Raw genomic sequence first — 22,459 nt, 5'->3', positions numbered from 1 at the left:
CGCAGCCGGAAACGGACTGCGCTTTTTTTTCGTCCGGATATTGTGCGCCATATCTAAAAGTCCATAATAGACAAATTAGTTTACACCCCACTTCCGGAGCCGCCCATGTCCAGCACGCCCCATGTGATCACCCAGCTTCAGGCCCGCGAACTGTTGGCGCAGGTCGATGTACCGCAGATTCTGCGCAAGCTGTTCCGCGAGCTGGCGGCCGGGCAAGCGGTGCAGCCGGCGCAGCAACTGGTGGAGTTTCCACAGGGTGCCGGGGACTTCATCAACTACCTGGGCGTCTTGGCCGAGGATGGCGTGTACGGGATCAAGACTTCGCCGTACATCGTGGGCGAACAAGGACCACTGGTGACGGCGTGGACCCTGTTGATGTCGATGCAGACCGGCCAGCCGCTGCTGCTGTGTGACGCCGGTGAACTGACCACTGCACGTACCGCTGCGACCACTGCGGTGGCGGTCGATGCCCTGGCGCCACTTAACGCCAGGCGCCTGGCGATCATCGGTAGCGGCAAAGTGGCTCAGGCGCATCTGCACTATGTAAAGAACCTGCGCGACTGGCACAGCATCAGCCTGTACTCGCCGAGCCTGAACGAAGACCCTGAGACGGTGAGTCTGCTCAAATCTATCGAGCCACGCCTGACCATCACGCAAAGTCGTGAGGCCGCCATCACAGACGCGGATGTGGTCATGCTCTGCACGTCGTCCGCCGGCCCGGTGATCGATCCGTCTACCCTGAGCAAACCGGCGCTGATCACTTCTATCAGCACCAACGCCCCGCGCGCCCATGAAGTTCCGCCGCAGAGCCTCAACGACATGCAGGTGTTCTGTGACTACCGCGTGACCACACCGGGCTCGGCGGGTGAAATGCTGATTGCCGGCGAGCAACATGGCTGGGACAAGGGCACGATCGTTGGCGACCTGCCCGACCTGCTCAGCGCAAAAGTGCCGCGTCCCGACTACAACCGCCACGTGTTCTTCCGCTCCATCGGCCTGGGCCTGGAAGACATTGCACTGGCCAATGCGCTTTACCAATTGATGCACTGAAAAAACCCGCTCCAGTGAAGCGGGCTTTTTGTGGCGAGGGGGCTTGCCCTCGTTGGGCGGTGAAGCCGCCCCACAACCAGTTGCTGCTGTTATTCAGAAAGACCGCATGCAGTGGGATTCGCGGCTGCTGCGCAGCCGAACGGGGGCAAGCCCCCTCGCCACAAAATCGTCCCCCACCAAGGAAAGCACTATTAATTCGGCATTTGCGTTCTACAGGAGACGTTCATGAGCCAGGCAGATTTCATCATCATCGGCGGCGGGATTGCCGGTGCTTCCACCGGTTTCTGGCTGTCGCAGCACGCACGCGTGGTCGTGCTCGAACGCGAAACCCATCCGGCCTACCATTCCACCGGACGCTCGGCTGCGTTGTACACCGCAGCCTATGGCACCCCGCAGGTTCGGGCCTTGACCCTGGCCAGCCGGGAATTTTTCGACAGTCCGCCGAGCGGCTTCTGCGAACATCCACTGCTGACCCCGCGCGGTGAAATGACAGTGGACTTCACTGGTGACCCGGCCGAACTGAACAATCAGTACCTGAGCGCGAAAGCCACGGTTCCGCAGATGCAATTGCTCAGCGCCGACGAAGCCTGCACGCGCCTGCCGATCCTGCGCCGAGAGAAAGTCCACGGCGCCATCTACGACCCGACCGCCAGCGACATCGACACCGACGCTCTGCACCAGGGTTACCTGCGCGGTATTCGCCGCAACCAGGGCGAAGTGCATACCGACAGCGAAGTCGTCAGCCTGAGCCGCGACGACCAAGGTACATGGCACGTCCAGACCGGCAACCAGACCTTCAGCGCGCCAATCATCATCAACGCCGCCGGCGCCTGGGCCGACAAGATCGCTGCACTGGCAGGCGCCCAACCCCTGGGCCTGCAACCCAAGCGCCGCGCCGCGTTCATCTTCGCCGGCCCCGAAGGCCTGGACATTCACCACTGGCCGATGCTGGTCAGCCTCGACGAATCCTTCTACATGAAGCCCGACGCCGGGATGTTCCTCGGCTCGCCGGCCAACGCCGACCCGGTGGAACCTCACGACGTGCAGCCTGAAGAGCTGGACATCGCCATGGGCATCTACCAGATCGAAGAAGCCACGACCCTGACCATCCGCCGCCCGACCCGCACTTGGGCTGGCCTGCGCAGCTTCGTCAGTGACGGCGACTTGTTGTGCGGTTTCGATCTGAAGGTACCGGGGCTGTTCTGGGTCGCGGCACAGGGTGGTTATGGCATCCAGACCTCGCCGGCCATGGGCCAGGCCAGCGCGGCATTGGTCCGTGGCGAAGCGCTGCCCGAACCGCTCAGCCGTTTCGGCCTGAACGCCGAGATGCTCTCCCCCGCTCGCCTGGGCTGACCCGCCTGCGCGGATGACGTGTCGACCTGATTACGGCACACTTTCAGCGCCCCTTTCACGGGGCGTTGATGCTGCCTGGAGCTCCACTGATGAACGCCCCTGAAAAAGACTCGACCCTGAACCACAGTGCCATGGACAACTTCCGGGCGATCGCCGACGCCATCGCCACGCTGTTCTTTCCCCATGCCGAAGTGGTATTGCACGACCTGCGCACGCAAAAGGTCGACTACATCGCCAATAACCTGTCGAAACGGGAAATCGGTGATGACTCGGCGCTGGAAGACATGCTCAGCGACGATGTCAGCGAACGTAACATCGGGCCGTACGAGAAGCTCAACTGGGATGGTCAGAAAATTCGCAGCCTCAGTACTGTGCTGCGTGACGGCGCGGGGCATCCGCTGGCCGTGCTGTGCATCAACCTGAACATCTCACTGTTCGAGAATGCCAAAGCCGCGCTGGATCTGTTCCTGTCACCGACCAAGCTGATTCCGCAACCGGACTCACTGTTTCGCGACGACTGGCAGGAGCGGATCAACACCTTCCTTCATGCGTGGCTGCGCGAACGCCAGTTGAGCCTGAACCTGCTGACCCGCGACCACAAACGCGAACTGGTGCTGGCGTTGCATGCCGAAGGCGCATTCAAGGGTAAAAGTTCGTCGAACTATGTGGCCAATGTGCTGAACATGGGGCGGGCGACGGTGTACAAGCATTTGAAGGAATTGAAGGGCTAGAGCCCCGGGATTTGTATTGTTTTATCTGGCCTCTTCGCGAGCAAGCCCGCTCCCACACTGGTTCTGCGTCGAACACAAAGTCTGTGCCTCGTAGAGATCCATTGTGGGAGCGGGCTTGCTCGCGAAAGCGAACTGTCAGTCGCCGTAGATATCCGACTTGAAGTATTTGTCCGAAATCTTCTGGTACTCGCCACTGGCGCGAATGCCATCAATAGCTGTATTCAGTTCGCTGACCAGCTCGGTATTACCCTTGCGCACCGCAATGCCCGCCCCCTCACCCACATACTTCGGATCCTTCAGCTCCGGCCCGACAAAGGCATAGCCCTTGCCGCGCGGCATCGACAGGAAGTCATTGAGCGGAATGGTGTCGGCAAAAATCGCGTCGAGGCGGCCGGCGGCCAGGTCCATGTAGATTTCTTCGTTGTTGCTGTAGCGCTTGACGTTGATGCCTTTGGGCTCGAACACCTCGGTGGCGTAACGGTCGGTCGTGGTGGCGCGCTGCACGCCGACAGTCTTGCCCTTGAGGCTGGCGTACTGGTCATCCACCACCGCGCCGTCCTTCATCACCAGGCGCGACGAGGTGAAGTAGTACTTGTGGCTGAAGTCCACCGACTTCTTGCGGTCTTCGTTGATGGTCATGGACGACAGCGCCATGTCGATTTTCTTCACTTTCAGGGAAGGAATCAGACCGTCGAACTCACCTTCGACCCACACACATTTGGCCTTCATCTGCGCGCACAGGGCGTTGCCGATGTCATAGTCGAAACCGACGATTTCGCCTTTGTCGGTTTTCGAGGCGAACGGTGGATACGCCGCTTCGATACCGATGCGCAAGGTCTTCTCGGCGGCGAACACAGAGCTGCACGCCAACAGGCTCAGAGCCAGACCGGTGATGAGGGGGAACTTCTTCATGTTCGTTTTCTCGCGATTGTTGTTGGTTTGGCAAGACAGAAGAAAGAGATGAAACGGGAGGAAGCCTTTTTTGTACTTAGAATTCCATACTGGACTTTTATGTATAAATCGTCAATCGGGCAAATGCAGCCCGCGCCGGCCAATGGTCGGGGGGTGAATCAAGAGGTTCTTGGGTGAGGCGGATGGCCTCTTCGCGGGCAAGCCCGCTCCCACAGGGATTTATGGCGTTGCCGGGATTTGTGCCAGTCTATGTTGCCTATTGCAGGGGAAGACATTTGCTCCCACAGATATCGGGGCGGTCACAAAATGTCCGCACGACACAACACCTGTGGGAGCGCGGCTTGCCCGCGATAGCGTCCTCGAGATCACCGCTGGAGTTACTGCTTCCAGCGATCCGCCGCCGCATGATCACTGTCACGCCCCTCGACCCAACGCGGCCCGTCACTGGTGTTTTCTTTCTTCCAGAACGGCGCACGGGTTTTCAGGTAGTCCATGACAAAGGCACAGGCGTCGAATGCTGCCTGGCGGTGGGCGCTGGCAACGCCCACAAAGACGATCGGCTCGCCCGGTTCCAGGGCACCAATACGATGCAGCACTTCAAGCCTGAGCAACGGCCAGCGCTGCTGCGCCTCGGTGGCGATCTTGCCGAGGGCTTTTTCGGTCATGCCCGGGTAATGCTCGAGGAACATCCCGGCCACATCGAGCCCGTCATTGAAGTCGCGCACATAGCCGACAAAACTCACCACTGCACCCACACCCACGTTGGCGTCGTGCATGGCGTTGACTTCGGCACCCGGGTCGAACGCTGTCGATTGCACGCGAATCGCCATGGCTCAGCCCCCGGTCACGGTCGGAAAAAAGGCCACTTCATCACCATCGCTCACCGGTTCGTCGAGCTGGCACAGGTCCTCGTTGCGCGCGCACATCAGGTTCTGTTCGCTCAACACATCAGCGCCTTCACGCTGAGCCAGCAAGGCACGCACATCTTCGACCGTAGTGAAATGGCCTTCGACCTTTACCGAGTCGACGCCCAGCGCTTCACGATAACGGGCAAAAAACTTCACAGTCAGATTCATGGCTGCTCCGCCTGGAAATGCCCGCTCTTGCCCCCGACCTTCTCCAGCAGACGCACGCTTTCGATGGTCATGCCACGGTCTACGGCCTTACACATGTCGTAGATCGTCAGCGCTGCGACGCTTGCAGCGGTCAGAGCCTCCATCTCGACGCCGGTCTGCCCGGACAACTTGCAGCGCGCGACGATGCGCACGCTGTCGTCACCTTCGGCACTGAGCTCGACTTTCACACCCGTCAGCATCAACGGATGGCACAGCGGAATCAGATCACTGGTTTTCTTCGCTGCCTGAATCCCGGCAATGCGCGCCACGGCAAACACATCACCCTTGGGGTGGCCGCCGCTGACGATCATCTGCAGGGTTTCGGGGAGCATGCGCACCAGCGCCTGAGCGGTCGCTTCGCGGAACGTCACGGCTTTTTCGGTGACGTCGACCATGTTGGCGCGACCTTGGGAATCGAGATGAGTCAGCACGGGGTTACTCCTGATCAGGAGTATCGATTGTAAACCCGCGGGTCAATTTTCCGCACCTTAGATTGCATGAACACCACAGAACCAATGTGGGAGCGGGCTTGCTCGCGAAGGCGGAGTGTCATTCAACACTTATAGTGACTGATACACCGCTTTCGCGAGCAAGCCCGCTCCCACATTTGATTTGGGTTGGGCATGAAAAACCGGGCGGCTTTTGAAGGCCGCCCGGTTTTGTGTGAAGCAATTACAAATGCGTTTCGGCGTATTCGGCCAGGATCGAGCGTGGCACCCCTTGCAGGGTGATGTGCACCCCGTTCGGGAAGTCCTTGAAGCGTTCTGTGAGGTAGGTCAGCCCGGAGCTGGTCGCAGACAGGTATGGGGTGTCGATCTGTGCAAGGTTGCCCAGGCACACCACTTTGGAACCGGCGCCGGCACGGGTGATGATGGTTTTCATCTGGTGCGGGGTGAGGTTCTGGCATTCGTCGATCAGGATCAGGCTCTGCTGGAAGCTGCGGCCCCGGATGTAGTTGAGGGATTTGAACTGCAACGGCACTTTGCTGAGGATGTAGTCGACGCTGCCATGGGTGCTTTCGTCATCCATGTGCAAGGCTTCGAGGTTGTCGGTGATGGCGCCCAGCCATGGCTCCATTTTTTCCGCTTCGGTGCCGGGCAGGAAACCGATTTCCTGGTCCAGGCCCTGCACACTGCGGGTGGCGATGATGCGCCGGTAGCGCTTGCTGACCATGGTCTGCTCGATAGCGGCGGCCAGGGCCAGGATGGTTTTACCCGAGCCGGCGGCACCGGACAGGTTGACCAGATGGATGTCCGGATCAAGCAAGGCGTACAGCGCCAGGCTCTGGTAGATGTCACGCGGTTTCAGGCCCCAGGCTTCCTGGTGCAACAGGGGCTCCTGATGCAGGTCGAGAATCAGTAATTTGTCTTCTGCGATTTCCTTGATCCAGCCGACAAAACCCTGTTCGTCGATGATGAACTCGTTGATGTGCACTGCCGGCAGGTTGTCGATCAATTGTACCTGGTGCCAGGTGCGGCCATGATCCTGGCGGGTTTCGACCTTGCTCACGCGGTCCCAGAAAGAGCCGGTCATGTTGTGGTAGCCGTTGGGCAACAGCGACACGTCGTCGACCAGTTGGTCGGTGCTGTAGTCCTCAGCCTCAATCCCGCAGGCCCGGGCCTTGAGACGCATGTTGATGTCTTTGGTGACCAGCACCACCGGTTTCTTCGGATCGCGCGCGTGCAGGTCGATCAACTGGTTGATGATTTTGTTGTCGTTCAGGTGCTCGGGCAGAATCAGGTTCGGCTCGGCATGCTTGCTCATCAGAATTGACAGCAAACCCTTCGGCCCGCTCTTGCCGCGCTGGATCGGTACGCCCTGCTCGACGTCCTCGGGTGAGGCATCGCCCAGGGTCTTGTCGATCAATCGGATGGCCTGGCGGCATTCGGCGGCAACGCTATGGTGCCCGCTCTTGAGCTTGTCCAGCTCTTCAAGCACTGTCATCGGGATGGCGACGTGGTGTTCTTCGAAGTTGAGCAGCGCGTTTGGATCGTGGATCAATACGTTGGTATCGAGCACATAAAGGATTGGCTGGTTGGAAGAAGAGCTACGTCCGTGATCATCCATACTCGGTCACCTTTGTGGGAGCCATTCGACGCAATACCCTGACGGTGCTGCGCCTCGAAGTGACTGCCGAATACACCTGCGGGGACTCAAGTGTTCTGCGTACAAGCGGGGTCTTGGAAGACGCCACCTGTGTTGCAGGTTTCGGCGGTCTGTCTTCGTAATACTCCAAAACCCATGACAGAAAAAAGTACTTTGACGCTTTTTTGAAGTTTATTTTTCAGAATGACCAATAACACTTGGCGGACCGCCACCACCCGTTTACAGTCGGAAGTCAACCTGCAACGAATCCCCTCCAAAATTCACCCCAAGCCCAATGTTTCCGGGCTTTTGGCGTTTTCAGCGAAAACCGTCCTGACAGTCTTCCCAGCCGATCCCCATGGGTGCCGTTTGCGTGAGCAGCCAGGGTAGCGCCGCTTTCACCGCATCCTGCTTCACATTGAAATTGATCACGCCGTGGCGCCACAGCAGCATCAGGGTCAGCACCCGTTGCGCACTCTGGTTGCCCTTGAGCTTGCCGGCTCCGTCCTGGGCGTCGATGTCCCATAGCGCCACTTGCACACCCTGGGACTTGAAGAAAGGTTCGGCATCGGAGCGGCGTTGTCCATCGGGGGGGCGAAACAACGGCACGAAGTTCTCCGGCAATTTGCTTTTCACCAGTTCGACACTGCGTCGCACCGAATCCTGCCAGTCCTGCCAGTGGCTGTGGGAGCGATACTCCCAGCCCTGTACGCCAACGCACTGGTTCGAGTAAACCGATTGCAGGCTGCTTACAGAGTACTCGGTCAGTCGGCTCTGGATATCCTTGCCGAGGACAAAGAAGGTGCCGCTCAGGTTCGACTTGCGCAGGTAGTCGGTGGCCCATTCGGTGTTGTCCGGTCTGACGTTGGCGGCACTGTCGAAGGTCAGCAGAAACAGCCGGTCATGCATCTGTTCGCCGTTTCGCTCATAGTCGCCAAAATGATCGACTTCGCTGCTGGTTTGCGGGAACAGCGCAGCCTTGCGCAACTGTTCGTCCAGGTACTGGCTATGGAACAGCCGACTCGGTTCGGCCCATTTCATGTAATAGCTGTCATTGCCGACCTGAAACTTGCCGGCCTGCTCGCGCAAGGTGGCAATGTCCTCGACCAGAAAACAGAAGGACGCGTCCTGGTCGCAACTCTGCTGGGCGAAGTTGTAGTTGCTCAGCAGGCGTTGCCACATGCGCTGACGCACGCGATTGACCGACTCCATGTTGACCGTGCGCAGGCCCAGGCGCTGGGCCAGGGCGGGCTCGTCAAGGGATTCACTGGCCAGCAGACCACGGGCGAACATGAGGATTTCGGCGCGTGAAGCGACGTCGAACAGCGTCGGGTTGCTGATTTGTTCAGGCCAGCTGTTGCGATCAAGGGTCGCCACATCACCCGGTGACGCCATGGCCCCGAAGCTCAGGAGCCAGGCTGAGAATAGAAAAGCGATACGCAATGGGATGTCTCCATAACAAAACCCGCGCGGCACTATAGCTGATCCGCTACCAACTCCCGCAGCAACACCGAACCACTGTGGAAGCGGGCTTGCTCGCGAAAGCGGTGTATCAGTCGACGTTTTTGTTGAAAGTCATAGCGCTTTCGCGAGCAAGCCCGCTCCCACGGGTTTGTGGTGAACCGGTCATCACCTATGGACTTGATAGCTGGAGTCGTCACCGACAACCCCCTAGAATCGCCGCCACGATTAAAGGAGACGACTTCATGCTGATGGTGATTTCCCCCGCCAAAACCCTCGACTACGAAACACCGCCGGCGACCCAGCGCTTCACGCAGCCGCAATACCTCGACCATTCCCAGGAGCTGATCGAACAATTGCGCGAGCTGACCCCGGCGCAGATCAGCGAGCTGATGCACGTCTCCGACAAGATCGGCGGCCTCAACGCCGCGCGCTTCGGCAGCTGGACCCCAGCCTTCACCCCGGAAAACGCCAAACAGGCACTGCTGGCCTTCAAGGGCGATGTGTACACCGGCATGAATGCGCAAACCCTCAGCGAAGCCGATTTCGACTACGCCCAAAAACACCTGCGCATGCTCTCGGGCCTCTACGGCCTGCTGCGTCCGCTGGACCTGATGCAACCCTATCGCCTGGAAATGGGCACCAAGCTGGCCAATGCCCGGGGCAAGGATCTGTATGCTTTCTGGGGCACGCGGATCAGTGAATGGCTGAACGAAGCCTTGGCCGACCAGGGTGATGACGTGCTGCTCAACCTGGCTTCCAACGAGTACTTCTCAGCGGTCAAACGCAGCGCCCTGAACGCACGCATCATCAATACCGAGTTCAAGGACCTGAAAAACGGCCAGTACAAAATCATCAGCTTCTACGCGAAAAAAGCCCGCGGCCTGATGAGTCGCTTCGTCATTGAAGAGCGCATCAACGACCCGGCCGCACTGACGCAGTTCGATGTGCAAGGCTATCGCTACAGCGCCGAACAGTCCAAACCGGACAATCTGGTGTTTTTACGCGACCACGCACCGCAGTGATGCAAAGCATCGGCGCATGGGAATAAACCCTCATGCGCCACCCATTGATCGTCCGACAATCCCCCGCCTGATCGCCATTCTATTGGCGTCAAAAAATCATCACCGATTTTCCTTAAATTAGTTTCACTCGACTTCAATCATTTTTTTCCGTAGTGGCACTGACATTTTTTAACAGTAGTGGCAAAAAACTATCCGCCGCAATTCTCCGCCTATATATAAAGGGCCAAACGGCCAGTGCTATCAATTTGAGAGCAGTGCCATCTTCATCAATATTTCAAGAAATTTCAGATTCGCCGATGGATGGGCTGGAACTTCGTCCTGATGCGCAGTTCATACCACCGGTAACGATTATCGCCGAGGCTGTACGAGATAACTTACGAAGAGAAGTGATTGAGCCAGCAAAGTTGCGGCGCAAACTAACGCTGACTAATCCCTGATTTGGTCAACACAGGAAAGACTGGAGATATGCATTAATGCCTATCCCCTAAAAGGCCAAGGCCGCGCCCCTATAACGTGCTCGCCTGAGCACCCAACCGCTTGATTCACGGGCTTTCGGCCTGACATCGAGCGTGCAGTACCTTTGCGCCTGGAACTTCTTCCAAGAAGTCTGGCTGCATAACAGGGCAAATCATAATAACAAGGCCTGGTTACGCACATCTTGAGTGCATCGATTTAGACACTCGGAACTTTGTATGCCTGCACACGGCATTGCGACGCCTGCAAGTCGCACTTGCGAGTGCACTATTACCGCTGAACACCATTAACTCCGGCCATTTAATGGCCTGATAAAGACAGGCTTGATAATAGAGAGGTAAATGCGATGCGCATCAGCATATTTGGTTTGGGTTACGTTGGCGCGGTATGTGCCGGCTGCCTGTCTGCACGGGGCCATGACGTCGTTGGCGTCGATGTTGCCAAAGACAAGATCGACATGATCAATGCCGGTAAATCGCCGATTGTTGAACCCGGCCTGGGCGAACTTCTGGCGCAAGGTATCCAGAACGGTCGTCTGCGCGGCACCACCAACTTCGCCGAGGCGATTCGCGACACCGACCTGTCGATGATCTGCGTCGGTACGCCGAGCAAGAAGAACGGCGACCTGGAACTGAACTACATCGAAGCCGTGTGCCGCGAAATCGGTTTTGTCCTGCGTGACAAGACCACCCGCCACACCATCGTGGTTCGCAGCACCGTGCTGCCGGGCACTGTGGCCAACGTGGTGATCCCGATTCTCGAAGACTGCTCCGGGAAGAAGGCCGGTGTTGATTTCGGTGTTGCCGTGAACCCTGAGTTCCTGCGCGAAAGCACTGCCATCGCCGACTACGACCAGCCGCCAATGACCGTCATCGGCGAGTTCGACAAGGCGTCGGGCGACGTCCTGCAATCGCTGTACGAAGAACTCGACGCGCCGATCATCCGCAAGGACATCGCCGTTGCCGAGATGATCAAGTACACCTGCAACGTCTGGCACGCCACCAAGGTGACCTTCGCCAACGAGATCGGCAACATCGCCAAGGCGGTCGGCGTCGACGGTCGCGAAGTGATGGACGTGGTCTGCCAGGACAAGACCCTCAACCTGTCCCAGTACTACATGCGCCCGGGTTTCGCGTTCGGCGGCTCGTGCCTGCCAAAAGACGTGCGCGCCCTGACCTACCGCGCCGGTTCCCTGGATGTCGAAGCGCCGCTGCTCAACTCGCTGATGCGCAGTAATGAGTCCCAGGTGCAGAACGCCTTCGACATCGTTGAAAGCCACGACAAACGCAAAGTTGCCTTGCTGGGCCTGAGCTTCAAGGCCGGCACAGACGACCTGCGCGAAAGCCCGCTGGTTGACCTGGCGGAACTGCTGATCGGCAAGGGCTACGACCTGAGCATCTACGACAGCAACGTCGAATACGCCCGTGTCCACGGCGCGAACAAGGACTACATCGAGTCGAAGATTCCCCATGTCTCGTCCTTGCTCAACGCCGACTTTGACGCCGTGATCAACAACTCCGACGTGATCATCCTCGGTAACCGTGACGAGAAATTCCGCGCCCTGGTGAAGGACGTACCGCACGGCAAGCAGGTGATCGACCTGGTCGGCTTCATGTCCAAGGCCACCAGCGTCAGCGGTCGCACCGAAGGCATTTGCTGGTAACCGGCGGGTTGTAAGCGCTTCGCGCTGATCGCCGGCAAGCCGCAGCGGGCGCCGGCTCCTACAGGATCACCGCAATCCTGCAGGAGCTGGCTTGCCAGCGATGGCCTACCTGAGATCGCCATCGCCGGCAAGCCGGTCCCTGCTGGGGGCGCGAGACTTGCAACTGACTTTAGGATTCCGATTATGCACAGGCTAAAACACGGCCTACTCCAGGCCGCCGGTTGGCTGTTTTATTTGAGTTTACTGATGGGCATCGCCATGGCGTTGCCTGTGTCCACGTTCGACTCCGAGTCGAAGGACTTTATTTTCCTGATTGGTATCGTCGGCATCTGGCGCTACTCGATGGGTGCCACGCACTTCCTGCGCGGCATGCTGTTCCTCTACGTGGTCTACCCGCACCTGCGACGCAAAGTGCGCAAGCTGGGCAAAGCGGCTGACCCATCCCATGTTTTTTTGATGGTCACCAGTTTCCGCATCGACGCCCTGACCACCGCACAGGTCTACTGCTCGGTGATCCGCGAAGCCATCGACTGCGGCCTGCCGACCACCGTGGTTTGCTCGATCGTGGAAATGTCCGATGAACTGCTGGTCAAGAGCCTGTGGAAGCGGATGAACCCGCCACCGCACGTAAAGCTCGACTTCGTGCGCATCCCCGGCACCGGCAAGCGCGACGGCCTGGCCTTCGGTTTCCGCGCCATCTCCCGTCACCTGCCGGATGACCGCGCCGTAGTCGCCGTGATCGATGGCGACACCGTGCTCGGCGAAGGCGTAGTGCGCAAGACCGTGCCGTGGTTCCAGCTGTTCGGCAACGTCGGCGGCCTGACCACCAACGAATTCTGCGAAGTGCGTGGCGGCTACATCATGAGCGAATGGCACAAGCTGCGTTTTGCCCAGCGTCACATCAACATGTGCTCGATGGCCCTGTCCAAGCGCGTGCTGACCATGACCGGACGCATGTCGGTGTTCCGTGCCACCGTGGTGACCAACCCGGAATTCATCGCCGACGTGGAAAGCGACTCGCTGCAACACTGGCGCCTGGGTCGTTTCAAGTTCCTTACCGGCGACGACAAGTCGAGCTGGTTCAGCCTCATGCGCCTGGGCTACGACACCTTCTACGTGCCTGACGCTGCGATCAACACCGTCGAACATCCGCCGGAAAAGAGCTTCATCAAGGCCAGCCGCAAGCTGATGTTCCGCTGGTACGGCAACAACCTGCGGCAGAACTCCCGGGCCCTCGGCCTTGGGGTCAAACGCCTCGGTGCGTTCACCTCGGTGGTGCTGTTCGATCAGCGCGTGTCGATGTGGACCTCCCTGCTGGGCCTGACCGTGGCACTGATCGCCAGCTTCAAGTACGGCACCGCGTTCATCCTCGTGTACCTGCTGTGGATCGGCATCACTCGCCTGATCCTGACCCTGTTGCTGTCCTGCTCCGGTCACCGGATCGGCCCGGCCTACCCGGCGATTCTCTATTACAACCAGATCGTCGGCGCGCTGGTGAAGATCTACGTGTTCTTCCGCCTCGACCAACAGTCCTGGACCCGCCAGCCCACTGCCCTGACCCGTGATCTCGCCAGCTTTCAACGTTGGTTCAACACCTGGTCGTCTCGGACCATGACCTTCTCCGCCGGCAGCATTTTTGTCGCCGTGCTGCTGATGATGGTCTGACCGCCCCCTTTTTGAATTAACCAGGAAATCGCCCTTATGAATACCGCCGTCAACGCCAACGTAGTGCATGAATCCGAAGCCCAGCGCCAGCACGCCCGCGTGAAAATCCCGGCCAAGCTGCGTTTCTTCGGCCCTGACCGGACTCCGGTCGAAGCCCGGGTGATCGACCTGTCCGCCGGTGGCCTGGCGTTCAATGCCGGTCAGTTGCCACTGAAAATCGGCGACAAGTACAAGGCCCGTCTGCAATTCGTCATCGACAACCTCGGCCTGGCCATGGACGTGGAGTTGCAGGTGCGTTCCTATGATCGCGAAACCGGTCGCACCGGATGCCAGTTCCAGAACCTGGAACCGCAAGACATCTCGACCCTGCGCCACCTGATCACTTCGCACCTGGCCGGCGACATCGTCACCATCGGCGAAGTGCTGGCGACCCTGCAGCGCGACAACTTCACCAAGGCGCGCAAGATCAAGGACGGCGGCCACGGCATGACCGCCTTCGGACGCATGAAAGCCGTGACGTTCAGCCTGGGGATTTTCGTGGTGGGCCTGGCCGCGTTCGGCTTCATCTTCAAGTCGGTGTACGGCATGTACTTCGTCAGCCACGCCCAGGCCGGTCTGGTCAGCGTGCCGGGCGTGAACATCACCATGCCGCGCGACGGCACCGTGCAGAGCCTGGTGAAAGCCGACGGCGTGGCCGCCAAGGGCGCACCGCTGGCGACCTTCAGCACCAGCATGCTCGACGTGCTCAAGGGTCACCTGGAAGACGATCAACTGGCCCCTGCCAAGGTTGAAGAACTGTTCGGCAAGCAAATGACCGGCACCTTGACCTCGCCGTGCGACTGCACCGTGGCCCAGCAAATGGTCGCCGACGGTCAGTACGCCAGCAAGGGTGACGTGATCTTCCAATTGGTGCCACGCAACAGCGAAGCCAATGTCGAAGCACGCTTCTCCTACCGCCAGTTCGGTGACGTGCGCCCGGGCACCGCCGTGCGTTTCCAGATCGCCGGCGAAGACCAGACCCGCACCGGCAAGATCGTCAGCAGCACCAGCCTGAAAAGCGCCGACCTGTCCTCCGACATCCGCGTCCTGATCCAGCCGGACGACGCCCTGGACAGCACCCTCGCCGGCCGCCCGGTAGAAGTAAGCAGCGACCGTGGCCCGAACCTGAGCTGGCTGATCGACAAAGCCATGGCTGCTGGTCTGTAACCGGAGGAGATGCACGTGACGACGCCAGATCTTGTGAACACACCACATCCCCTGTGGGAGCGGGCTTGCTCGCGAATGCGGTTCGACATTCAAAATCAATGCCGGCTGACACACAGCTTTCGCGAGCAAGCCCGCTCCCACATGGGTTCACTGTGTGCAGTTGCATTGGCGGTGAGCCTCAGCGGTTGCGCCGGCCTGCCCGACCAGCGCCTGGCCAATGAAGCCCTCAAGCGTGGCGATACCGCGCTGGCGGCGCAGAACTATCAGCAACTGGCAGACCTGGGCTACAGCGAAGCCCAGGTTGGTCTGGCCGACATCCAGGTCGACAGTCGCGACCCGGCGCAGATGAAACAGGCCGAGGCGACTTACCGCGCCGCCGCCAGCGTTTCACCGCGGGCCCAGGCGCGTCTGGGTCGTCTGCTGGTGGCCAAGCCCGGCTCCACCGAAGCCGAACAGCACGAAGCCGAAACCTTGCTGAAAAAAGCCTCGGCCGCTGGCGAAGGCAACACCCTGATCCCGTTGGCGATGCTGTACCTGCAATACCCGCACAGTTTCCCCAACGTGAATGCCCAGCAGCAGATCAGCCAATGGCGCGCTGAAGGCAAGCCGGAAGCGGGCCTGGCGCAGGTGCTGCTGTATCGCACCCAGGGCACTTACGACCAACATCTGGATGACGTGGAAAAGATCTGCAAGGCTGCCCTCAACACCACCGACATCTGCTACGTCGAACTGGCCACGGTCTACCAGAAAAAAGCCCAGCCTGAACAACAGGCCGAGCTGATCAAGCAGATGCAGGCCGGTCACGCCCTCGGCAAAGTTTCCGCTCAGCGTGTGGATAGCGTCGCCCGCGTCCTCGCCGATTCGACCTTGGGTACGCCCGACGAAAAAACCGCAAAGTCGCTGCTCGAACCCATCGCTCCTGGCTACCCGGCATCCTGGGTCACCCTCGCACAACTGCTCTACGACTTCCCTGAACTGGGCGATGTCGACCAGATGATGAAGTACCTCGACAACGGCCGCGCCGCCGATCAGCCGCGCGCGGAGCTGTTGCTGGGCAAGCTCTACTACGAAGGCAAAATGGTCCCGGCCGATGCCAAGGTCGCCGAAGAACACTTCCAGAAAGCCGTCGGCCGCGAAGTCGCCGCCGATTATTACCTCGGCCAGATCTACCGCCGTGGCTACCTGGGCAAAGTCTATCCGCAGAAGGCACTGGATCACCTGCTGACCGCTGCGCGCAACGGCCAGAACAGCGCCGACTTCGCCATCGCCCAACTGTTTTCCCAAGGCAAAGGCACCAAGCCTGACCCACTCAATGCGTACGTCTTCAGCCAATTGGCCAAGGCGCAGAACACCCCGCAAGCCACCGAGCTTGCACAAACACTCGAAGCCCAACTGCCGCCTGCGCAGCTCGCCGAGGCCCAACGCCTGTTGAAACAAGAACAGAGCGTTCGTGGTGCCTTGAGCCAGAACACGCTGCAACTGCACGCCCTGCAAGAAGAAGACGGCGAGGAATCCCTATGAAATTGAATCCATTCATGAAGGCCGGTATCGGCCTCACCATCGCGCTGATCTGGTCTTGCCCGACACTCGCTGCGATGACGGAAGAAACCAAGAATTTCGGCCTGGACGTGAAGATCACCGGCCAGTCCGAAGACGACCGTGACCTCGGCACCCAGAGTGGCGGCGACGTCAACGGCGTCGGCCTCGACCTGCGCCCGTGGGTCTATGGCGAAAGCGGTGCGTGGAGTGGCTATGCGATGGGTCAGGCGGTGACGTCCACCGACATCATCGAGACCGACACCCTGCAGCAAGCCGGCAGCGACGGCACACAGAACACCGAAAACGATGACCGCAAGACCAAGAAGAACTACCTGGCGATGCGTGAGTTCTGGGTTGGCTACAGCGGCTTCACGCCCTACCCTGGCGAGATCCTCAAATTCGGTCGCCAGCGTCTGCACAATGACGACGGCCAGTGGCGCGACACCAACATCGAAGCGCTTAACTGGACGTTCGACACCACCCTGCTGCGCGCCAATGTCGGTATCGCCGAACGCTTCAGCGAGTACCGTACTGACCTGAAAGAGCTGGCCCCCGAAGACAAGGATCGCCTGCACGCTTTCGCCGATGCCGAGTATCAGTGGACCCCGGGTCACTGGGCCGGCATTCGCGGTCATCACACCCACGATGACGGCAAACTCGACTATGCCGAACCCGGCGTTCCCGCCGATTCGCTGGACAAAAAACAGAACGGTGACATCAGCTGGCTGGGCCTGCAGGCCAACAGCGATGCCTACAACTGGCGCAACAGCAACACCGTCAACTACTGGGGCAGCATCACCGGCATGAGCGGTGATCGCGATACGGTCAACCCGCTGAACGCCGATGGCACGGCTCCCGCGCAAGCCAAGCGCAGCGGCGATGTCGATGGCTGGGCCACCGATATCGGCGTGCGCCTGCGCCTCGATCCGCAATGGCAAGTCGGTGCCGCCTATGCCCGCGCCAGCGAGGATTACGAGCAAAATGGCCTGGAAAGCAACCGTTCGAACTACACCGGTACCCGCTCGCGGGTGCACCGTTTCGGCGAAGCCTTCCGTGGCGAAATGAGCAACATGCAGAGCGCCACGCTGTTCGGTTCGTGGATGCTCAACGACGAATACGATGCCAGCCTGATCTATCACAAATTCTGGCGCGTCGACGGCAACAAGCCGGTCGGCAGCAATGGCATCGACGCCGTGCAGAACAACACCGACGACGTCACTGGCGCCGTACTGTCCAGCACCTCCCTGCCGCTGGCCGATGGCGAAAAAGACCTCGGTCAGGAAATGGACCTGGTGGTGACCAAGTACTTCAAGCAAGGCCTGTTGCCAGCGTCGCTGAGCCAGTCGATCGATGAGCCAGCGGCCCTGGTGCGCTTGCGCGGCGGCGTGTTCAAGCCCGGCGATGCCTACGGCAAGGATGTCGACTCGTACATGCACCGCGCGTTCATCGACGTGATCTGGCGCTTCTGATGCACATTGCGAAGGGAGTCCCCCAGATGAATCATCAAGCCAGAAAAGGCTCGATCAGCCTGTTGGCCGGCGCGATGCTGCTGGCCAGCGCGACTGCCTTCGCCAATGTGGAGCCGGCAGCTCCTCAACCAGGCAAGCAGGCGACCGTGGCCAAGGAGCTGCAACAGGCCAAGACCTACACCGTCAGCAGCGCACCGATCGCACCGCTGGAACTGGCCACGCCAAAACTGCCGGATGTGTCCGGCTACACCGCCGAAGCTGTCGCAGCAAAAGTGGTGCGCAGCAAGGCCGGCAAGATCAGCGTGCGCCGGATGATGCAGGAAGACGCCCTGAAGGACTTCATCGGCGGCGACAACAAGATGGCCGAGTGGGTGGTGCGCCAGCACGGCATTCCGCAGGCGATCTTCGTCGACGACGGCTACATGAACCTCAAGGACCTGGCGAAGAAGCTGCCCAAGCAGTACTTCAGCGAAACCTCGCCGGGGGTGTTCCTGGCCAAGTTGCCGATCGTGGTAGGCCAACACGGCATACTCGAAATCGACCAGCAGACCCAGGAGTTGCGCCTGTCCCAAGAGGCCGGTTCGTTCCTGGTCAACGACGGCCAGTTGTTCGTGCGCGATACCAAAATCACTGGCTGGAGCGAGAAGGCAAACGGCCCGGCTGCCTTCAAGTCGCCCAAGGAATTCCGTCCGTTCCTGCTGTCCTGGGGCGGTACCGAGACCTACATCGCCAACAGCAAGATCGCCAGTTTCGGCTACGCCAACAGTAAGTCCTATGGCGTGAGTATTTCCCAGTACACGCCGAACATGGCCAAGGTACTCAAGCGTCCCGAGCCGACCGGCTGGATCGTCGGTTCCGAATTCTCGGACATGTGGTACGGCTTCTACTGCTATGAAACCCGCGACTTCGTAGTCAAGGGCAACACCTACAAAGACAACATCGTCTACGGCATCGACCCCCACGACCGTTCCCACGGTCTGATCATTGCCGACAACACGGTGTTTGGTACCAAGAAGAAGCACGGGATCATTATTTCCCGTGAGGTCAACGACAGCTTCATCTTCAACAACCGCAGCTACGACAACAAGTTGTCGGGCCTGGTGATCGACCGTAACAGCGTCAACAACCTGATTGCTCACAACGAGATCTACCAGAACCACACCGACGGCATCACCCTCTACGAGAGTGCCGACAACCTGCTGTGGGGCAACAAGGTCGTCAGCAACCGCCGCCACGGCATCCGCATTCGTAACAGCGTGAACATTCGCCTGTACGAAAACGTCGCCATGGCCAACGGCCTGACCGGGGTCTACGGCCACATCAAGGACCTGAGCAACACCGACCGTGACATCAAGCTCGACCCGTTCGACGCCCAGGTGTCGCTGATCGTGGTCGGCGGTGAACTGGCAGCCAATGGCAGCGGCCCACTGTCCATCGACTCGCCGTTGAGCGTCGAGCTGTATCGCGTGTCCATGCTCGCCCCGACCAAATCCAGCGGCATCAGCTTCTCGGGAATTCTCGGTGAGCGCCAGGATGAAATTCTCGACCTGCTGGTGCGCCAGCAGAAAGCCGTGCTGATCGACCCTGTCGAACGCCAGACCGAAATGCAGGACTGAGGATAATTTTATGCACCCACACCTGATCAAATTACTCAGCCTGTCGGCCCTGACCGCCGGCATTCTCGCGGCCAGCGGCGGCGCGCGCGCCGATGATATCCAGGCACCGAAGTTCAGCGCCGAACCCTGCTGCAGTCTGTGCCCGGCGGCCCACGACGCGAAGAACTACACCACGCGTTATCAGCAGAACTTCACCACGCTGGTGCAGGCCCAGGGTGACTGGTTGTTCCGTACCCAGGAAGACTTGCGCACCGAATTCGACACCACACCCGCCGGCTACAAGCGCATGAAGCAACTGCACGATGCGTTCAAGAGCAAAGGCGTGGAACTGGTTGTGGTCTATCAACCGACCCGTGGCCTGGTGAACCGCAACAAGTTGAACCCGGCGGAGAAAGCCAGCTTCGATTTCGACAAGGCGCTGAAGAACTACAAGACCATGCTCGGCCGTTTCGCGCAGATGGGTTACGCGGTGCCGGACCTGTCGCCGCTGACCAACGAGTCGCTGCCCGACACCCTGCCCGCCCACGATTTCTACTTCCGCGGCGACCAGCACTGGACGCCGTACGGTGCCCAGCGCACGGCGAAAATCGTGGCCGAGAAGGTCAAGCAGATCCCGGCCTTCGCCGACATTCCCAAGCGTGAATTCGAGACCCACAAGTCGGGTCGCATGGGCAAGACCGGAACATTGCACAACATGGCCGGTCAACTCTGTGGCACCAGCTACGCGATCCAGTACATGGATCAATTCACCACCGAGCCCAAAGGCGAAGCGGGCGATGGCGACCTGTTCGGCGATTCCGGCAACCCGGAAATTACCCTGGTCGGCACCAGCCACAGCGGCAAGAACTACAACTTCGCCGGTTTCCTCGAAGAGGCCATCGGCGCCGACATCCTCAACGTGGCATTCCCTGGCGGCGGCCTGGAAGGTTCGATGCTGCAGTACCTGGGCAGCGAAGAGTTCCAGAAAAACCCGCCGAAGATTCTCATCTGGGAATTCTCGCCCCTGTATCGCCTCGACCAGGAAACCATCTACCGCCAGATGATGGCGCTGCTGGACAACGGTTGCGAAGGCAAGGATGCGCAGATGTCCGGCAGCACCACCCTGAAGCCGGGCAAGAATGAACTGATGGTCAACAGCAAAAACCTGAACCTGCAAAACGGCAACCATCAGGTCGACATCCGCTTCGCCGACACCTCGGTGAAAACCCTGCAAGCCACCCTCTGGTACATGAACGGACGCCACGAGGACATCAAGATCGACAAACCGGAAACCTCCGACACCGACGGGCGTTTCGCCTTCGAGTTGCGCACGGATGAAGACTGGGCCTCGCAGAACCTGCTGGCCGTCGAAATCCAGGGGCCTGAAAACGCCACCACGCCACAGAAAGTCGAAGCGAAAATCTGCAAACGCAACGTATTCCCGGGCGCGGAGCAACGTACCGCTTCGACCGGGCAATGAGGTCTGCCATGCGAAATCCGAAACTTGCAAATCTGTTGGCTCCGACGTTACTGAGCCTGGCGATGTTTGCCGGCGCTACGCAAGCTGCTGCGCCACTGCGTCCGCCACAGGGCTATTTTGCGCCGATCGAGAAAGTCAAAACCGGCGACAAGAGCGAAGGCTGCGATGCAGTGCCGACGCCGTACACCGGCTCGCTGCAGTTTCGCAGCAAGTACGAAGGCTCGGACAAGGCCCGTTCGACCCTGAACGTGCAGTCGGAAAAAGCTTTCCGCGACAGTACTGCGGACATCACCAAAATGGAGCGCGGCACCAGCAAGCGGGTGATGCAGTTCATGCGTGACGGTCGCCCGGAACAACTGGAGTGCACCCTGACCTGGTTGACCGCTTGGGCCAAGGCGGATGCATTGATGTCCAAGGACTTCAACCACACCGGCAAGTCCATGCGCAAATGGGCGTTGGGCAGCATGGCGTCGTCCTACATCCGCCTGAAGTTTTCCGACTCCCATCCGCTGGCCAACCATCAGCAAGAGTCGCAGCTGATCGAAGCGTGGTTCAGCAAGATGGCCGATCAGGTGGTCAGCGACTGGGACAATCTGCCGCTGGAGCAGACCAACAACCACTCCTACTGGGCCGCCTGGTCGGTGATGGCAACCTCCGTCGCCACCAACCGCCGCGACCTGTTTGACTGGGCCGTGAAGGAATACAAGGTCGGCGCCAATCAGGTCGACGCCGACGGCTACCTGCCGAACGAACTCAAGCGTCAGCAACGGGCACTGGCCTACCACAACTACGCCCTGCCGCCGCTGGCGATGATCGCCAGTTTCGCTCAGGTCAACGGTGTGGATCTGCGTCAGGAAAACAACGGTGCGTTGAAACGCCTGGGTGATCGCGTGCTCGCCGGGGTGAAAGACCCGGATGAGTTCGAGGAGAAGAACGGCAAGGAACAGGACATGACTGACCTTAAGGTCGACTCGAAATTTGCCTGGCTCGAACCGTTCTGCACCCTCTACACCTGCACGCCGGATGTGCTGGAGAAGAAGCATGACATGCAGCCGTTCAAGACCTTCCGCCTCGGCGGCGACTTGACCAGGGTCTACGACCCGGCGAATGAAAAAGGTAAAGGTTCATGAAAGGCGAAAGGCAAAAGCCCCTCACCCTAACCCTCCCGAAACGTCGGACCGCCCACAGGGAGAGGGGACTGACCGAGGGGGATGTGCAAGCTCCGCCGACCTGAAAGATCGAGGCGATCTCAGGTTCTGAAAACGACCGGGATCAGACGCCTACTTGAGGAGAGGCTGCCCGCTTTCGATGGGGCAATTTACCGCGACACGAAATACCGAGCCGGTCTCAATTTTTGCAGCAACCGGGATCAGGCTCCCTCTCCCTCCGGGAGAGAAGGCGAAAGGCAAGAGCCCCTCACCCTAACCCTCTCCCACAGGGAGAGGGGACTGACCGAGGGGGATGTGCAAGCTCCGCCGACCTGAAAAATCGAGGCGATCTCAGGTTCTGAAAACGACCGGGATCAGACGCCTACTTGAGGAAAGGCTGCCCGTTTTAGCTGGGGCAATTTACCGCGACACGAAATACCGAGCCGGTCTCAATTTTTGCAGCAACCGGGATCAGGCTCCCTCTCCCT

General features: G+C 59.6%; 18 protein-coding genes. 12 read left to right on the top strand and 6 right to left on the bottom strand.

What is annotated here, in order from left to right; translation table 11 throughout:
• Nucleotides 1-105 precede the first annotated feature (105 nt).
• The 3 genes from AC07OG_RS05555 to AC07OG_RS05545 all read left to right on the top strand — a co-directional run bounded on the left by AC07OG_RS05555 (nucleotide 106) and on the right by AC07OG_RS05545 (nucleotide 3,134).
• Nucleotides 106-1,050 (top strand): ornithine cyclodeaminase family protein, encoded by a 945-nt coding sequence (locus AC07OG_RS05555; RefSeq protein WP_495066420.1) that lies wholly within the window; start codon nucleotides 106-108, stop codon nucleotides 1,048-1,050.
• Between the two features lie 225 nt (nucleotides 1,051-1,275).
• On the top strand, nucleotides 1,276-2,403 hold the full coding sequence (locus tag AC07OG_RS05550; RefSeq protein ID WP_495066419.1) for an NAD(P)/FAD-dependent oxidoreductase: 1,128 nt from the start codon (nucleotides 1,276-1,278) through the stop codon (nucleotides 2,401-2,403).
• 89 nt (nucleotides 2,404-2,492) lie between these two features.
• On the top strand, nucleotides 2,493-3,134 hold the full coding sequence (locus AC07OG_RS05545) for a helix-turn-helix transcriptional regulator (RefSeq protein ID WP_495066418.1): 642 nt from the start codon (nucleotides 2,493-2,495) through the stop codon (nucleotides 3,132-3,134).
• A 135-nt stretch (nucleotides 3,135-3,269) separates the two neighbouring features.
• Here AC07OG_RS05545 and AC07OG_RS05540 read toward each other — a convergent pair whose 3' ends face one another.
• The 6 genes from AC07OG_RS05540 to AC07OG_RS05515 form a co-directional block, all read right to left on the bottom strand.
• The gene (locus AC07OG_RS05540; protein ID WP_218424676.1) at nucleotides 3,270-4,046 is read right to left on the bottom strand and encodes an ABC transporter substrate-binding protein; all 777 of its coding nucleotides are present in this window, start codon (nucleotides 4,044-4,046) and stop codon (nucleotides 3,270-3,272) included.
• Nucleotides 4,047-4,423: 377 nt separating this feature from the next.
• The gene (gene moaE, locus AC07OG_RS05535) at nucleotides 4,424-4,876 is read right to left on the bottom strand and encodes a molybdopterin synthase catalytic subunit MoaE (RefSeq protein WP_218424677.1); all 453 of its coding nucleotides are present in this window, start codon (nucleotides 4,874-4,876) and stop codon (nucleotides 4,424-4,426) included.
• Between the two features lie 3 nt (nucleotides 4,877-4,879).
• Nucleotides 4,880-5,122, bottom strand: a complete 243-nt coding sequence (gene moaD, locus AC07OG_RS05530; protein ID WP_060539514.1) for a molybdopterin converting factor subunit 1 — start codon at nucleotides 5,120-5,122, stop codon at nucleotides 4,880-4,882.
• Nucleotides 5,119-5,592 (bottom strand): cyclic pyranopterin monophosphate synthase MoaC, encoded by a 474-nt coding sequence (moaC, locus tag AC07OG_RS05525; protein WP_007972660.1) that lies wholly within the window; start codon nucleotides 5,590-5,592, stop codon nucleotides 5,119-5,121. Before moaC ends, moaD begins: the two co-directional genes overlap by 4 nt.
• 241 nt (nucleotides 5,593-5,833) lie before the next feature.
• The gene (locus tag AC07OG_RS05520) at nucleotides 5,834-7,228 is read right to left on the bottom strand and encodes a PhoH family protein (RefSeq protein WP_060539513.1); all 1,395 of its coding nucleotides are present in this window, start codon (nucleotides 7,226-7,228) and stop codon (nucleotides 5,834-5,836) included.
• Nucleotides 7,229-7,564: 336 nt separating this feature from the next.
• The gene (locus AC07OG_RS05515) at nucleotides 7,565-8,689 is read right to left on the bottom strand and encodes a polysaccharide deacetylase family protein (RefSeq protein WP_495066417.1); all 1,125 of its coding nucleotides are present in this window, start codon (nucleotides 8,687-8,689) and stop codon (nucleotides 7,565-7,567) included.
• Nucleotides 8,690-8,952: 263 nt separating this feature from the next.
• On the opposite strand from AC07OG_RS05515, the gene yaaA reads away from it, so the two are divergent.
• The 9 genes from yaaA (at nucleotide 8,953) to AC07OG_RS05470 (ending at nucleotide 21,953) form a co-directional block, all read left to right on the top strand.
• Nucleotides 8,953-9,732, top strand: coding sequence for a peroxide stress protein YaaA (gene yaaA, locus AC07OG_RS05510; RefSeq protein WP_060539511.1), 780 nt, complete (start codon nucleotides 8,953-8,955; stop codon nucleotides 9,730-9,732).
• 820 nt (nucleotides 9,733-10,552) lie between these two features.
• Nucleotides 10,553-11,869 (top strand): nucleotide sugar dehydrogenase, encoded by a 1,317-nt coding sequence (locus AC07OG_RS05505; RefSeq protein ID WP_060539510.1) that lies wholly within the window; start codon nucleotides 10,553-10,555, stop codon nucleotides 11,867-11,869.
• A 183-nt stretch (nucleotides 11,870-12,052) separates the two neighbouring features.
• Nucleotides 12,053-13,534 (top strand): mannuronan synthase, encoded by a 1,482-nt coding sequence (alg8, locus tag AC07OG_RS05500; RefSeq protein ID WP_060539509.1) that lies wholly within the window; start codon nucleotides 12,053-12,055, stop codon nucleotides 13,532-13,534.
• A 36-nt stretch (nucleotides 13,535-13,570) separates the two neighbouring features.
• Nucleotides 13,571-14,740: a PilZ domain-containing protein gene (locus tag AC07OG_RS05495; RefSeq protein WP_495066416.1), complete on the top strand. Its 1,170-nt coding sequence runs from the start codon at nucleotides 13,571-13,573 to the stop codon at nucleotides 14,738-14,740.
• Between the two features lie 15 nt (nucleotides 14,741-14,755).
• Nucleotides 14,756-16,261: an alginate biosynthesis TPR repeat lipoprotein AlgK gene (gene algK, locus AC07OG_RS05490; protein WP_495066415.1), complete on the top strand. Its 1,506-nt coding sequence runs from the start codon at nucleotides 14,756-14,758 to the stop codon at nucleotides 16,259-16,261.
• Nucleotides 16,258-17,748 (top strand): alginate export family protein, encoded by a 1,491-nt coding sequence (locus AC07OG_RS05485; RefSeq protein ID WP_495066414.1) that lies wholly within the window; start codon nucleotides 16,258-16,260, stop codon nucleotides 17,746-17,748. Before algK ends, AC07OG_RS05485 begins: the two co-directional genes overlap by 4 nt.
• Before the next feature lie 26 nt (nucleotides 17,749-17,774).
• Nucleotides 17,775-19,364, top strand: a complete 1,590-nt coding sequence (algG, locus tag AC07OG_RS05480; RefSeq protein ID WP_495066413.1) for a mannuronan 5-epimerase AlgG — start codon at nucleotides 17,775-17,777, stop codon at nucleotides 19,362-19,364.
• 10 nt (nucleotides 19,365-19,374) lie between these two features.
• Nucleotides 19,375-20,823: an alginate O-acetyltransferase gene (locus AC07OG_RS05475; RefSeq protein ID WP_495066412.1), complete on the top strand. Its 1,449-nt coding sequence runs from the start codon at nucleotides 19,375-19,377 to the stop codon at nucleotides 20,821-20,823.
• 8 nt (nucleotides 20,824-20,831) lie between these two features.
• Nucleotides 20,832-21,953 carry a mannuronate-specific alginate lyase gene (locus AC07OG_RS05470; protein ID WP_495066411.1) on the top strand — a complete coding sequence of 374 codons (1,122 nt, stop codon included), beginning with the start codon at nucleotides 20,832-20,834 and terminating at the stop codon, nucleotides 21,951-21,953.
• Nucleotides 21,954-22,459 lie beyond the last annotated feature (506 nt).

The sequence above is a fragment of the Pseudomonas sp. GW821-FHT09H03 genome (genome assembly GCF_059415945.1).
The sequence above is the reverse complement of the archived record's forward strand: the minus strand, read 5'-3'. Positions and strand labels throughout refer to the sequence as shown.